The sequence below is a fragment of the Paenibacillus sp. genome, from assembly GCF_035645235.1.
Classification (GTDB): domain Bacteria; phylum Bacillota; class Bacilli; order Paenibacillales; family YIM-B00363; genus Paenibacillus_AE.
Genome location: NZ_DASQMZ010000078.1, coordinates 1 through 14,190 on the forward strand (window position 1 = coordinate 1; position 14,190 = coordinate 14,190).

The 14,190-nt window shown below is 62.9% G+C and carries 14 protein-coding genes; all 14 read right to left on the reverse strand.

What is annotated here, in order from left to right:
* Positions 1–2: 2 nt before the first annotated feature.
* Positions 3–263 (reverse strand): hypothetical protein, encoded by a 261-nt coding sequence (locus VEZ38_RS07425; protein ID WP_324892714.1) that lies wholly within the window; start codon positions 261–263, stop codon positions 3–5.
* A gap of 310 nt (positions 264–573) precedes the next feature.
* Positions 574–2,295: an assimilatory sulfite reductase (NADPH) hemoprotein subunit gene (gene cysI, locus VEZ38_RS07430; RefSeq protein ID WP_324892715.1), complete on the reverse strand. Its 1,722-nt coding sequence runs from the start codon at positions 2,293–2,295 to the stop codon at positions 574–576.
* A 30-nt stretch (positions 2,296–2,325) separates the two neighbouring features.
* On the reverse strand, positions 2,326–4,158 hold the full coding sequence (locus tag VEZ38_RS07435) for an assimilatory sulfite reductase (NADPH) flavoprotein subunit (protein ID WP_324892716.1): 1,833 nt from the start codon (positions 4,156–4,158) through the stop codon (positions 2,326–2,328).
* A 212-nt stretch (positions 4,159–4,370) separates the two neighbouring features.
* A complete protein-coding gene (locus VEZ38_RS07440) occupies positions 4,371–4,637 on the reverse strand; it encodes a hypothetical protein (RefSeq protein WP_324892717.1) in 267 nt (88 codons plus the stop codon).
* Positions 4,638–4,683: 46 nt separating this feature from the next.
* Positions 4,684–5,583 (reverse strand): TIGR01777 family oxidoreductase, encoded by a 900-nt coding sequence (locus VEZ38_RS07445; RefSeq protein WP_324892718.1) that lies wholly within the window; start codon positions 5,581–5,583, stop codon positions 4,684–4,686.
* 31 nt (positions 5,584–5,614) lie between these two features.
* Entirely contained in the window at positions 5,615–6,190 is a 576-nt protein-coding gene (locus VEZ38_RS07450) for a GNAT family N-acetyltransferase (protein ID WP_324892719.1), read from the reverse strand.
* Between the two features lie 13 nt (positions 6,191–6,203).
* Complete coding sequence (locus VEZ38_RS07455) at positions 6,204–6,851, reverse strand: ankyrin repeat domain-containing protein (protein ID WP_324892720.1); 648 nt, start codon at positions 6,849–6,851, stop codon at positions 6,204–6,206.
* Positions 6,852–7,058: 207 nt separating this feature from the next.
* On the reverse strand, positions 7,059–7,397 hold the full coding sequence (locus VEZ38_RS07460) for a DUF4870 domain-containing protein (RefSeq protein WP_324892721.1): 339 nt from the start codon (positions 7,395–7,397) through the stop codon (positions 7,059–7,061).
* A gap of 144 nt (positions 7,398–7,541) precedes the next feature.
* Complete coding sequence (locus tag VEZ38_RS07465) at positions 7,542–8,153, reverse strand: ABC transporter ATP-binding protein (protein WP_324892722.1); 612 nt, start codon at positions 8,151–8,153, stop codon at positions 7,542–7,544.
* The gene (locus VEZ38_RS07470; RefSeq protein WP_324892723.1) at positions 8,143–9,066 is read right to left on the reverse strand and encodes an ABC transporter ATP-binding protein; all 924 of its coding nucleotides are present in this window, start codon (positions 9,064–9,066) and stop codon (positions 8,143–8,145) included. The genes VEZ38_RS07465 and VEZ38_RS07470 overlap by 11 nt, the downstream gene beginning before the upstream one ends.
* Before the next feature lie 24 nt (positions 9,067–9,090).
* On the reverse strand, positions 9,091–9,927 hold the full coding sequence (locus VEZ38_RS07475; RefSeq protein WP_414694680.1) for an ABC transporter permease: 837 nt from the start codon (positions 9,925–9,927) through the stop codon (positions 9,091–9,093).
* Complete coding sequence (locus VEZ38_RS07480) at positions 9,924–10,934, reverse strand: ABC transporter permease (protein ID WP_324892724.1); 1,011 nt, start codon at positions 10,932–10,934, stop codon at positions 9,924–9,926. Before VEZ38_RS07480 ends, VEZ38_RS07475 begins: the two co-directional genes overlap by 4 nt.
* Positions 10,927–12,498: an ABC transporter substrate-binding protein gene (locus VEZ38_RS07485; protein ID WP_324892727.1), complete on the reverse strand. Its 1,572-nt coding sequence runs from the start codon at positions 12,496–12,498 to the stop codon at positions 10,927–10,929. Before VEZ38_RS07485 ends, VEZ38_RS07480 begins: the two co-directional genes overlap by 8 nt.
* Positions 12,499–12,710: 212 nt before the next feature.
* A partial coding sequence (locus VEZ38_RS07490) for a hypothetical protein (protein ID WP_324892725.1) occupies positions 12,711–14,190 on the reverse strand: 1,480 nt, incomplete at its 5' end.

Here is a 14,190-nt window from a genome sequence, read left to right on the forward strand (position 1 = left end):
GCCTATTCCTCTGCGGCAGCCGCGTTCGCCTGCTCCTGCAGCATGCGCTCGATCGCGGCGTCGCCTTCGGTTTGCCATTCCTTCAACGCTTGCCGCGCTTCCTTCTTGCCGTCGAGCACCTCTTGCAGCTTGTTCGCCCCTATGTATTGAATCTCGTAGATTTGCGGGAATTTCCGATACAGCTGGTCGTTCACGACCGACGGCGCCGGCTTCAGCAGCGTGAACGCTTCGACGTTGTACCGGTGACCCGGCTTCGGCGCCACGAACTCCCGGAACGTACTGAGCTGATACAGGCTTCGCGACTTGAGCCTCGCCCATTCGCGGGAATTGACGAAGGAAATCAGCGATCGGCCGGCAACGTCGGCACGAGCTCGACCCGGATATGCGGATTTGCGAACTCGAACAATTCCGTCCACTGCGTTCGCATATATTCATCCCCGGGGATGAATCCCCAAGCGCTCGCGATACGAAGCTATCGTACCCCGTATCCCATATTTTTTCAATTCTCCATTGCGAAAAAGGCCGCCCCGGCGTCGAAACACGCGGAGACGGCCTTATCGCCGTACGATGAAATTATTCGTGGAAATCAAGACCCGAACGGGTTTCTTTCACGTAGCCCGCGCGGATGACGAAGTCGCCGAAGCGCTCGCCGTCTTCGCGTTCTTTCGCGTATCGCTTGAGCATCGGACCGAGCTCCGCCAAGATGTCGCTCTCGCCGATATTTTCGCGATACAGCTTATTAAGGCGCTGCCCCGCGAAGCCGCCGCCGAGGTACATATTGTATTTGCCCGGCGCCTTGCCGATGAAGCCGATCTCGGCCAGCATCGGCCGGGCGCAGCCGTTCGGGCAGCCGGTCATGCGGATGACGATGTCGTCGTCTCGGAGACCGTTTTCCTCGATCAACGGTTCGATCTTCGAGAGCAGCTCCGGCAAATACCGCTCCGCCTCCGCCATGGCGAGGCCGCAGGTCGGCAGCGCGACGCACGCCATCGAGTTGCGCTGCAGCGCCGTATGGTGCGCGCCGTCGTGGAGACCGTACGTCTTGATGAGCTCTTCGATTTTTTTCTTCTTTTGCGACGTCACGTTGCTGATGATGAGGTTTTGGTTGGCCGTCAGGCGGAAATCGCCCGTGTGCACCTTCGCGATTTCGCGAAGGCCCGTCATCAGCTCGTAGCCCTCGAAATCCTTCACGCGGCCGTTCTGGATGAACATCGTGAAGTGCCACTTGCCGTCCGTTCCTTTGATCCAGCCGTACCGGTCGCCGTTGCTGTCGAAGTGGTACGGCCGCGCATCCTCGAGCTTCCAGCCGAGACGCGACTCGAGCTCGCCGAGCACCCATTCGAGGCCGCGATCGTCGATCGTGTACTTAAAGCGCGCGTGCTTGCGCACCGAACGGTCGCCGTAGTCGCGCTGGATCGTAACGATCTTCTCCGCGACGTCGACGATTTGCTCCGGCTTAATGAAGCCGATGACGCGCGAAATTTGCGGATACGTCTTCGGATCGCCGTGCGTCATGCCCATCCCGCCGCCGACAGCGACGTTAAAGCCCGTCAGCTTGCCGCCTTCGACGATCGCGATGAAGCCGAGATCCTGCGAGTACACGTCGACGTCGTTGGACGGCGGCACCGCGATGCCGATCTTGAACTTCCGCGGCAGGTAGACCGGTCCGTAAATCGGCTCGACCGGCTCGTGCTCGCGGCTGTCGAACACCTTTTCCTCGTCGAGCCAAATTTCGTGATACGCCCGCGTGCGCGGATCGAGGTGATCGCTCACCTTGCGCGCCCATTCGTACACCTCGCCGTGCACCTCGGATTGGTGCGGGTTCGGGTTGCACATGACGTTCCGGTTGACGTCCCCGCAAGCGGCCAGCGTGCTGAGCAGCGCCGCGTTCACTTCTTGGATCGTCGATTTCATATTCCACTTGAGCACGCCGTGGAGCTGGAACGACTGGCGCGTCGTGAGGCGGATCGTGCCGTTCGCGTATTTTTGCGCCACGCGATCCATCATCAGCCATTGCTCCGGCGTGACGACGCCGCCGGCCGCGCGGACGCGGAGCATGAATTGGTACGCCGGCTCGAGCTTCTGCTTCTTGCGCTCGTTGCGCAGGTCGCGATCGTCCTGCATGTAGCTGCCGTGGAACTTCATCAGCCGGTTATCGTCCTCGGGGATCGACCCCGTAATGCGATCCTCGAGCGTCTCGACCAAGGAGCCGCGCAAATAATTGCTTCGCCGCTTAATGTCTTCGACGTCGCTGTGCGGCGCGCTGTTCGGATTCAGTAAGTTATTTTCGGACATGTCGTGCGTTCACTCCTTTCGCGTTGCCTCTTAATAGACGTCTCGTTGGTATCTGCGGTCTTGCTGCATGCGGCTCAGGTACTCCGCCGCTTCTTCGGCGCTGAAGCCGCCCTCTTGCTCGATGATCGACGCGAGCGCGGCGTGCACGTCGTGCGCCATCCGTTTCTCGTCGCCGCAGACGTATACATGGGCGCCTTCCTGCAGCCAAGCGTACAGCTCCTTGCTCTTCTCGAGCATCCGATGCTGCACGTACACCTTTTTGTCCGTGTCGCGCGAGAACGCTACGTCCATGCGGGTCAGCACGCCGCCTTTCAACCAGCGCTGCCAATCGGTTTGATATAAGAAGTCCGTGGAGAAATGCTGGTCTCCGTAGAACAGCCACGTCTTGCCGGTTGCGCCCGTCTCCTCGCGGTCGCCTAGGAACGCCCGGAACGGGGCAACGCCCGTGCCCGGCCCGATCATGATGATCGGCGCGTCCGGGTTCGACGGCATTTTGAAGTTCGGGTTGTTGTGGATGTACACCGGCACCTTCTCGCCCGGCTCGAGCCGCTCCGCGGCGAACGTCGAGCAGACGCCGTAGCGCTGGCGGCCGTGCGCCTCGTATTTCACGGTGCGGATCGTCACATGCACCTCGCCGGGGTTCGCCTTCGCGCTGCTCGAAATCGAATACAGCCGCGCCGGGAGCTTGCGCAGAATGCCGACGAACTCGCGAGCCGGGATGCCCTGAAGCCCGTAATCCGTGATCAAGTCGAGCAGGTCGCGCTCGCCCATATACGCCTTCAGCTCCGCTTCGCGGCCCGGCGCAGTTAATTCTTGCAGCGCGCTCTTCCCGCTCAGCTTTGCCGCGGCCTCGATCAACGGCTTCGTCAGCAGCGTAATTTCGTAGCTGCCGGACAAAGCGTCGCGCAGCGGCCGCTCCTCGCCGTTCTTGCCGACCGGCACGAGCTCGTCCGCCTTCCAGCCCATCGCCGCGAGAATGTCCTCGACGAGCTGCGGGTGGTTTTGCGGGAACACGCCGAGGCAATCGCCCGGCTCGTAATTCTCAAGCCCGGAGCCGTCGAGCGACAGCTCTACGTGGCGCGTTTCGCGGTCCGAGCCGCGGCCGTTCAGGTTCAAATTTTCCAGCACTTCGGCCGGGAACGGATTCGTCCGCGAATAGAGCGACTCGCCCGTCGCGACGCTGGCCGCCGCGGCCGCCGATGCGCCCGGGGAAGCGCCGCCCGCGCCTTCGTTCAGCGCCGCGAACACGCGCTCCATCCACTCCGCCGCCGCCTCGTCGTAATCGACGTCGCAGTCGACCCGCGGCGCGAGCCGCGTCGCGCCGAGCTCTTCCAGGCGCTTGTCGAAATCTTTGCCCGTCTGGCAGAAGAACTCATACGACGTGTCGCCGAGCGCCAGCACGGAGAAGCGCATGCCGTCGAGCTGCGGCGCCCGCTTGCCGAGCAGAAATTCATGGAACGGAATCGCGTTGTCCGGCGGATCGCCTTCGCCGTGCGTGCTGACGACGATCAGCAGGTTTTGCACCTTTTTCAAATTATTCGTCTTGAAGTCTCCCATCGAGCTAAGCGTGACTTGAAAGCCCTGCGCCTGCAGCTTCTCCGTCAGCTTCTTCGACAGCCGCTGGCTGTTGCCCGTCTGCGACCCGTAGAGCACCGTAACATCTTTCGATATTGACGGCGCCGCCGTTGGGACCGTCCCAGACGCCGTCGCCGCAGGCGCCGCGCCGACCGCCGCCGCGCCCGAGAGCGCCGATAAATAACCGCTCAACCAAATCCGCTGCGACTCCGTCAATGCGGGCAGCAAGCGGTTCAACAGCTCTACCTGTTCTTGACTGAACGGGCTGTTCGTTACCTGAAGTACCAACCCAGACACCTCTCATAGCGTTCGAATGTAATTCCGAGCATTCTACTTACATTTTATCCTCTCTAGAACCTACCATACGGACGGTATTCGAGCAATCATAATGATTTTATAGGAACGATTAGTTTAACTGATAAATGAATGAACCGCCGGAATTCGAAATCATCGGAGAACAGCGGAAAGGGAGTCGCCGCGGCGACTCCCTTAGCCCAAAATTAACGCAATAACCAACCGAGCAGCATGAGCGCCAAGCCTAGGACGACCGCTCCTCGTTTCGCGCCGCGATTCGTCTTCGGCGCAAGCAGCAGCAGCATCCCGACGACGAAGCCGACCGGCAGCGCGAGGTCGTTCAAGCGGATATAAAACGCGCCCAGCACATAATAGCCGATTAACTTCAGCGCGAGCCACGGTTCGTCGGCGTCCCAGCTGCGATATAAGACGATGATCCCGGCCGCGACGAATACGATCCACAAAATATACATGGAAGCCTCCTTCCCATATCCCTTGGATATGTGGAAGTCGCTTCCATTATTCCCTCGTCGCCACAATATCGCTCAGCGCATCCTCGAGCTTGCCGTACCGGAATTCGAAGCCTTCCCGCCGCAGCCGAGCCGGCAGCACCCATCGGCTCTTCAGTACGAGCTCCGTCTCGGTGCGAAGAAACCAAGCGCCGATCTCGAGCATCCAGCGCTTCGCCGGCAGGCCGACGCGCCGGCCCAACGCTCGACGGAGCAGACGCATGAGCTCGCGGTTCGTCACCGGCTCGGGCGCGGATGCGTTGAAGACGCCGGACAGGTCGTCGCGGGACTCGACGAAGCGCACGATCCGGAACAAGTCCTCGACATGGATCCAGCTGAACATCTGGCGCCCCGTGCCTTGTACGCCGCCAAGTCCGAACCGGACGAGGTTGACGTACGGCGTCATCACGCCCCCTTCCGGACCAAGGACGATCGCGATGCGCAGCGCGACCTGCCGCGTCTTCGGCAGACGGAAGCGGAAGAAGGCGTCCTCCCACGCTTTGGCGACGTCGACCGAAAAGCCGGAGCCGATCTCGCCATCCTCCTCCGTCATCGGCCGATCCTCCGCATGGCGGTAAATCGTCGCCGTACTGGAGTTGATCCAAAGCCGCGGCGGCTCGCCGCACGCCCCGATCGCTTCGCCGAGCAGCGCCGTCGTCTCGGTTCTCGAGCGCAAGATTTCCTCGCGATTTTTTTCGCCGTATCGACAATTCACCGACCGCCCGGCCAGGTTGATAAGCAGATCCGCTCCGTTCAACGTTCGAACGATTCCCTCGCGGTCGTCCCACGACACGTGCCCTGGACGGCGCGAAATCATCGCGACCTCATAGCCCTCCGCTTCGTAACGCTCCCGGAAATAGTTCCCGATAAAGCCGGTTCCCCCGGCGAGGACGACGTTTCCAGCCGGCATTCGCGCACCTCTTTCCATCATGAGACTCTCGCTAATAATCCAGGCCTCGTACCTTCGCATACACCTTCGTATTTCGCAGCGAGCCGTCGGTCGCCCGCGCATCGCTGCGGAGCACGCCCTCGAGTGGAAAGCCGAGCCGCTCGGCGACGGCGGCGCTCCGAACGTTGCGCTCGTCGCACCGAATTTCGACGCGGTTCGCCGCCAGCTCGCGCACGGCGAAGCCGAAAATCGCCTCGACGGCCTCCGTCATATAGCCTTGCCCGACGCACGAAGTGCGCAGCCAGTAGCCGATCTCGAATTTGCGGACATCCCAATCGATGCGGTGCAGTCCGCTGCCGCCGATATACGCGCCCGTATCCTTACGTACGAGCATCAGCCGCAAATCGACGCGCTTTAAGAAGTCCAGCCGCGCTTGCCTCACGTTCGCCTCGCTCTCTTCGACCGTCGGCGCCTGCTGCGCCCAGGGCATCCACGGCCGCAGCTCCTCGAGGCTTTCAAGAACCGCTTCGTTAACGAGCGCTCCGTCCCCCCACAGCGGCGCCCGGATGAGGAGACGCTCCGTCTCGAAGCATTCCGGGAACGCGAACAATATCGGGTCCGTCGCCATCGCCGCGTCCTCCTTACGGCAACACGGACGTCACTTCCGTGTAGCCCTTCTCTTCGGCCATCGCGCGCGCGGTTTTCCCGTCGTCGTTCGCAACGTCCGGGTCGGCGCCGTAACGAAGCAGCAGCTTCGTCATCTCGGCGTCGCAATGATTCGCGGCCTGGTGAATCGGCGTCCAGCCGCCGCTCTGGCGCGCGTTCGGGTCGGCGCCCTTCTCGAGCAGCAACGCTACGATATTCGTCCGGTTCCCCGCGGAAGCCGCATGGATCGGCATGTTCGACATCGCGTTCGTCGATCGGGCGTTCACGTCCGCGCCGCGCTCGATGAGCAGCTTCGCCGCCTCGAACCCGCCGAAGAACGCAGCCAGGTGCAGCGGCGTCCAGCCGTCGAAGCTGTACTGCATGAGCAGCTGCGGCTCCAATTTCAACATATAGTCGATCGTCTCGTCGTCCCCGAGCGCCGCCGCCTCGTGAATCGTCACCTTGACGCCGCGCTCGAGCAGCCATTCCACCGCCGCCTGCTTGCCGTAATACATCGCCGCCATGAGCGGACTCATGCCGCTCGGCAGCGTCTGCTCCGCGAGCGCCGGGTGTTGCTCCAGCAAAGTTTGCATCGTTTCCGTATCGCCGCTGGATGCGGCTTGCACCAACTGTTCTATGCTCATCGCGTTATTCCCCCTAAGACTCTCATCCACTACGATTCTCTTATCATACTTCATTCCGGCTCCGCGTGAAAATCATCGCGTCCGCCGGAATCAATTTTGCGTATATTCGCCGAACAGCGCAGCGAAGCCGCCGATCGTCCCGTCGGCGGCTTCGCGTTGTCCATCGGAAATTCATGTCCCCGGCTGCGTCGTTCGCTCCCGCTGCGATTATAGGAAGCGAATCGTCAGCGGATACCGGTATTCGACGCCGTCGTTCGCCTTCAAGGAAGCGATTATCGTCATAACGAGCCAAAATATGCCTACCGCGATCGAAAGTAAAATGCCGATTCCTACAAAGATAAGAATAGCGGATGCGATACCGTAAATGGCAATGCTGATTTGGAAATTGAGCGACTCTCTTCCGTGGCCGTCGATATAGGGAGAAGCGTCCCTCTTCAACAGCCAGACGACGAGCGGCCCGATAATCGATCCCAACGGGATCACAAATCCGCAAAGCGCAATGAGGTGGCAAAGCATCCCGAACGTTCTTTCGTCTTTCGAAAGCATACGCAATCTCCTCTACTTGTCGTCAATCGAATGACGACATAGATATGGTTACCCCATGCATATTCGAAAGTTTACCATATAGACTTGCTAAATTAAACCGCATATGGGAAAAGGAATGTTGTGCGAACGCGATTTTTACAATAATTACATACGATATTGCTGCAAGCGAATCGTTCGACTGCACAGCCGCTCCAGCAGCGCGCGCTCGTGGCTGACGACCAGAACGCCGATCTCCCGTTGTTTCGCACGGCGCGTGACGGCGTGCCAAAGCTGCGCCTGCGTAATGGCGTCCAGCATCGTCGTCATCTCGTCCGCGATGAGAAATTTTGTGCCGGCGTTCCCGAGCGCGCGCGCCACGCAAAATCGCTGCAGCTCCCCGCCCGACAGCTCGTTCGGCCAGCGGTCTAACCATTCCGGCCGGATGCCGAGCGCATCGAGCAGCTCGGGGTCCGGCTCGCCCGCTTCGTACAAAACCTCCCGCATCCGCCATCTCGGGTTGACGGCTTTCTCCGGATGCTGAAGCACGAGCTGCACCGGGTTATAGCCGCGAAGCGGCAAAGGCTCGTTCGACAGCGTAACGGTTCCCTCCGTCGGCCGCTCGTAACCGGCCAGAATGCGGGCCAACGTCGACTTGCCGGTGCCGCTCGGCCCTTGCAGCCCTACGACTTCCCCGGGCTCGATCGTCGCATGGAGCCCTCGGAACAACCAGTCCGCCCGCTCGTAACGAAAACCGATATGGTTCGCGCTAAGTGACATGCTCGCACCATACCGATCCGCCGCGCACCTGCTGCAGCCGGGGTTTGCGCGCCGCGCACGCCGGCGTCGCCATATCGCAGCGCGGCTCGAACAAGCAGCCGTCCGGCAGTGCGTCCGGCGACGGCTGCGCGCCCGGGATCGGCGCGAAGCCGTTCCGCGGCAGCGCCCGCCACAGCGCTCGCGTATACGGATGCCTGAGCGCCGCTCCGTCTCCCGCGAAGTCCGTCGCCGGCGCGATCTCGACCGTCGTGCCTGCGTAAAAGACGGCGATTCGATCGGCGATCGTCAGCGCCGATTCGATATCATGCGTGATGAGCATGACGGCCGCCCCCCGGTCGGCGAGCTCCCGGAAGTACCCGAGCGCCTGCGCCAGCGCGGCGGGGTCGAGACCCGGCGTCGGCTCGTCCGCGATCAAGACGCGGGCGCCGCTCACGACGGCCGTCGAGACGAGGACGCGCCGCGCCATGCCGCCCGAGAGCTGGAACGGGAACAGCTTCTCCGTCTCCGCCCGCAGCCCGTACCGAGCGAACGCCTTCCGCTGCTCCTCAGCCGGATCGCCCGTTCGTACCGCCGTGCGCACCTGCGCCCCTACCCGCATCAGCGGGTCGAGATAGCCGACCGACTGCGGGATGAGGGCGATCTCCTTGCCGCGCAAGGCGGCCTGCCGTTCGCCGGTCAGCGGCTCCCCCGCATAGACGATTTCTCCGTACCTCTCCGCGTTCGGCGGGAGGATGCCGAGAATGGCATGCGCCAGCAAGCTCTTGCCCGATCCGCTGGCCCCGACCACCGCGAGCACTTCCCCTTCGTTCAGGCTCAGCGAAAAGCCCGAAACCGCCTCCAGCGTCCGCCGGCGGAGGCCGTTCGTATATTGGCGGAAATGAATCGACAAGTTCTTCACTTCCAAGATCGCCATGACGGCACCTCCTTGATTCGGTCCTTACCGATGCGCTTGCCGCGGGTCGTACAGCTGCCGCAAACCGTCGCCGAACGCGTCGAAGACGCGGACGACGAACAGCAAGCATACCCCCGGGAAGAACGCCAACCACCACATGCCGGTAGACAAATAACGCATCGACTCCGAAAGTATGATGCCGATCGCCGGCTGATGCGGCGACAGTCCGAGCCCGACGAACGTAATCGCCGCCTCGTGCAGCACCGCATGCGGAAACAAAATTAAGACGCCGACCGCAAGCTGCGGGCGCAGATGCGGGAGCATATGCTTGCGCGCGACCCACCATCGGGACTTCCCGAGCCGCCGCGATACGTGAATATACTCCGCAGACCGCAGCTGCATCACCTCGGCCCGGATGACCCGGGCGAGACTCGGCCAATGCGTGACCGCGATGCCGATGACGACGCCCCGCAGTCCTCCGCCCAGCGCGAAGGAAATGAGAATGAGCGAGACCAGATGCGGGACGCTTAAGAACAAGTCGATCAGCCATGTGACGATCCGATCCGCCAGCCGCCCCATCGTCGCCGCCGCCAACCCGAGCGCCAGGGAGATCGCCGCGCTCCCCAGCGCGGCGAGCAAGCCGACGCCGATACTCAGCGACAACCCCTTCATCGTCCTCGCGAACATATCGCGGCCGAGCCAATCCGTTCCGAAGAGATGCTGCAGCGACGGCGCGGCGTTGCGCATGTCCAGTCTCGTCGCGTAGCTGTCTCCGTCGAGCAGCAAGCCATAGCCCCACATCGCAGCCAAAACAACGGCGGCTGCGCCCGTCGTCCAGAGCGTCCCCGCGCGCCGGTTCCACGATCCCGCAGCGGGCCTCATACGCCAGCCCCCTCTCGAATGCGCGGATCCACGATGCGGTAGAGGAGATCGGCGATCAAGTTGCCCGCGAACACGAACAACGCGCTGAAGAGAACAAGCCCGAGCAGCAGCGGCACGTCGCCCCGCAGCCCGGCGCTCACGGTCGCTTGGCCCAGCCCCGGGTACGAAAACACCTGCTCCGCCAGCACGGCGCCGCCGAACAATTCGCTGAACGACGCGAATTGCAGCGTCACCGCAGGAATCGCGATGTTGCGCAGGCCGTGCCGGCGAAGCAGCGTCATGCCGCGCTCCCCCCGCGCCCGCGCGAACAACACATAATCGCTGTCGAGCACGTCGATCAGCTTCTGCCGCGTATGCAGCGCCACGTTCGCGACGCCGATGACGCCGAGGGTGACGGCCGGCAGCGCCAGATGCCGAATCCGGTCGCCGAGCGTCACCTCGTCCGCGAGCACGCCCGCCGGCACGCCCATGCCGATCGGAAACCATGGCAGCCATACCGCGAACACGACGAGCATCAACAGCCCGAGCCAGAACGTCGGCGTCGACACGAGCAGGTAGCAATACCATCTCGCCAACCGATCGATCCAAGTGTTCCGCTTCATCGCGGCGACGACGCCGAGCGCGAAGCCGAGCGCGCCGGACATCGCCCAAGCCGCCGCCATCAACGCGAGCGAATTCGCGAACCGCTCGCCGATCACGTCCGCCACCGGCTGGCGGTAGATCATCGATGTGCCGAGGTCGCCGCTCGCAAGCGCCGCCAGCCAGTTCCGGAACTGGACGTGCGTCGGTTCGTCGAGTCCCCAGTACGCCTCGATTTGCGCTCGCTGCTCCGGGCTCACCCGCAGCATATCCGCTCCGACGTACGCCTGTATCGGATCGATCGGGGAATGCTTCGCGAGCAGGAACGAAAGAAAGCAAACGGCCGCCAGCAGCGTAACCGCCCGAATGCTCTTCCGCGCAAGCCACCGCGCAACGGCGAGCGCCCCGCGCCGGCGTTCCCTACTCATGCCAACGCCACGTCTCGATGTTGTCGGTGACCGGCCACCCGTGCCCGTGCGGATGAATTTTCTGCTCGCCGATATCCAAGCGCTCGTCTACCAAATAAAGATGATCGAGATTGACGAGCCACGCCCACGGCGCATCCCCTCTTGCGCTGAAGCCCGTCTCCCCGTCCCACTGCGCTTTCTTCCAAAAGGCATTCGCTTCCTCCAGCGTCTCTGCGCGCAGCGCTTGCTCGAAGTAACGTTCTACGGTCTCATTTGCATAGAAGCCTGTGTTAAAGTACTCCACGCCCGCATTCGTTCCGCTATATAAATTGTACATTTCCAGCGGATCATGGCTGCCCCAACCGAACACGACCGCGTTCGAGTACATCAGCTTCCCGATGTCGTCCCAGCTTTTGCCTTCGGCGCGAATCTCGATGCCCAGCGGCTTCATCATATCCGCGACGGCGATCGCGAGCGACTGGCGCGTCGCGTCGCCGGCCGGGTAGAGCAGAGCGAACTCCGCCTTCCGCGCGTCCTTCTCGACGATCCCGTCGCCGTCGGCATCCGCCCAGCCACCGTCCGCGAGTATGCGCGCCGCTTCGTCCAGGTCCCCGTCGGCGATGACGGTTTCCGGATTCCACCACGGGAGGCCGTCCGCCGACGTGTACGCCGGCGTCCCGCGCCCTTCGAGCACGCCGTCGATAAGCGCTTGCCGGTCGACGGCCACGTTGATCGCCTTGCGGATCGCGAGGTCGGAGGTCACGTCGTTGCCGATCGGATAGCCGTCCGCCGTCGCGGCGCCAGACTTTACATAGGGGAACAGAATACCGCGGTTGTCGACGCTTCGCAGCGATTCGAGCCGCATGCCGGGGACCGTCTGTCTGCTGAACAGCGCCGGGACGGCGGCGATATCGACCAAGCCCGCCTGCGCCGCGGCGAAGGCGGCGTCCTCCTGCAGGAAGAGAAACGTGAGCTTTTCGAAAACGGGCTTCTCCCCGTAGTACAGCGGATTGGCGCTGACGATGAGCTGTTGCCCGCGGTCCCACTGAACGAGCCGGAACGGACCCGAGCCGATCGGTCGCTGCGCATAATCCGCGCCGTGCGCATGCTTCGGCACGATGCCGGTCGCGGCGAGAACATGAACGAACGCGGACTGGGGATGCTTAAGCGTAAAGGTCACCGTGCGCGCGTCGCTCGCTTCGACGCGCTCCAACAGGTGAAGATCCACGACCGAACCGCCGGCCGCCGCCGTCTCGAAGGTGTATTTGACGTCCTCCGCCGTCACCGGCATGCCGTCCGAAAACTTGGCGTCCGCGCGAAGCTCGACGGTGATCGCCGTCCCCCCCTCGCCGATCCGGTAGCTCGTAGCCAGGTCGGTTACGATTTGTAGATCCTTATCATATTTCAGCAGCGTGCTCTGAAAGAGCGGCGAGCCGTACCGGCCCCACCCCGTCGTAGGGTCGAAGCCCGCCTCCGGCTCCGCGCCGACGGCGAGCACCAACTCCCGCTTTTCGGCGGCGGCCCCGCCCTCTCCGGCCGCGCCGTTCGGTAACGCCGGAGGCTTCTCCGCGCAAGCCGTCAGCATCCATAACCAGAGCAGCAGCAAAACATTGAATTTTGTCCCCCATGCCCACTTCAAGCGCGGTTCCTCCCTTTCGTCTCCCCGGTCCGCCCGTGTTACGATTATTCACAATAGTAACACGGAAGCCCGCCAAGGTAAAAAGGAATCGTAAGCGCTCCGGAAATACGAAAAGCCCGCCGACTTCCGGCGAGCCTGCCTCCGTTCTCCGCTTCGCGTCAGTCCCGCACCGCGATGACGGACACTTCCTTCTCCTTCGTTCGTCCGGCGCGCGCGGTCCACAGCTCGAGAATTTCCCGTTTCGTCGCGTCGTCCATATCCGACAGCCCCATATCGTCCCCGAAGCAGCCGTTGCTGAGCGAGACGTTCCCGTGATGCGCAAGAACGCCCCACCGCGTAAAATTCAGATTGGAGTATGGCGCCCAGTTACAGCTCCAAGCCGTGTTGCGCCAGAGCGGAAACCGGAAGCAATCCCAGCTCATCGGCCAGCACATCACATCCGTGAACAGCCCGTCGGCGTACAAGCTGTATGGGAACGCCCGCTTCTCGAGCCGGCTGAAGCCCAAATTGTCCGCCGTCAGGAAGGCGAGGGAAGGGCGATAGTCGTGGCACAGCGCCGCCAGCTCCTTCACGAGCGTCAGCTGCGCGCGGTCCGCGTACCCCGGGCAAGCCGCCGGCCCTAACGTGCCGTACGGGATGTAATACGCCTCGTCCATGACGAGCGCATCGGTCAAATCCCCGATAACGTCCAGCAGTTTCGAAATATAGGTTTTGAAAAAGCTCCTCACTTCCGGCTTCAACGGGTTCTTAATGTAGGAACGGCCGAGCAGCTCGGGGCCGACCCACAGCGGGAAATCCAAATCGAGCGCGTCCCCGGTCGGGAGGCCCGCCTCCTTGTCGCCGGCCGCTTGCAGCCCCGTCATCGCGTAGAACGCCGTGCGGAAGCCGCGGTCTTTCGCATAAGCGAGACGCCGCCGAATCTCGCCCCAGGTCAGCTCCACCGGGCGATACCGCTCCAAATTTCGGAACGCGTACGCATATAACCCCGGCGTATCCTGCACATGCGGTTCCTTCGTCGACAGCGCGGCGACCTCGGGATGGTTGATATACGGGAAGGCGGTCCAGCGGTCGGCGAAACGGCCCGTCTCCGCGTCGAAGCAATAGCTGCCCACCTCGTCGTACCAGCCGTGCAGGCAGAAAATCATCCGATGGCGCTCTTCGGGCGCGATCAGCTCGCAGGCCGCGTCGATGTCCGCAAACCAGCCTTGTCCGTTCTTCGACAGGAAGTCGTAATCCGTCGCGGCGATGTCGTGCAGCCAAGCCGGTCCCGGCGGGATGTCCGGCGTCGCGTATCGGAACCAATCGTCGAGCGCCGCTCGCTCGTTCGCCGTCGGACGGACGAACAGCCGCCGGCGCTCCTCGCGGTGCACGCCTGCGGCGGCGAGCCACGTCCACGAAAACTCGACCGCCTCCGGCCTCGCCGTAAGGGTCGTCGCGAAGGTCGGGTCCGCTCCGGCGATCCAATACGAGCCGTCGTTCGCCGCGACCGCCATCGGCAGCGACAGCCGATGCCGGGAGTCGAGCGGCAGCCCCGGCGTCCCCGGCCCGCGAAACTCGCCGTGCCGCTCGTCGACGAGCTCGTAAGATTCGTAGACGCCGTGGTACATCGGCCACAGCACCTCCCGCGCCGCCGCGGGG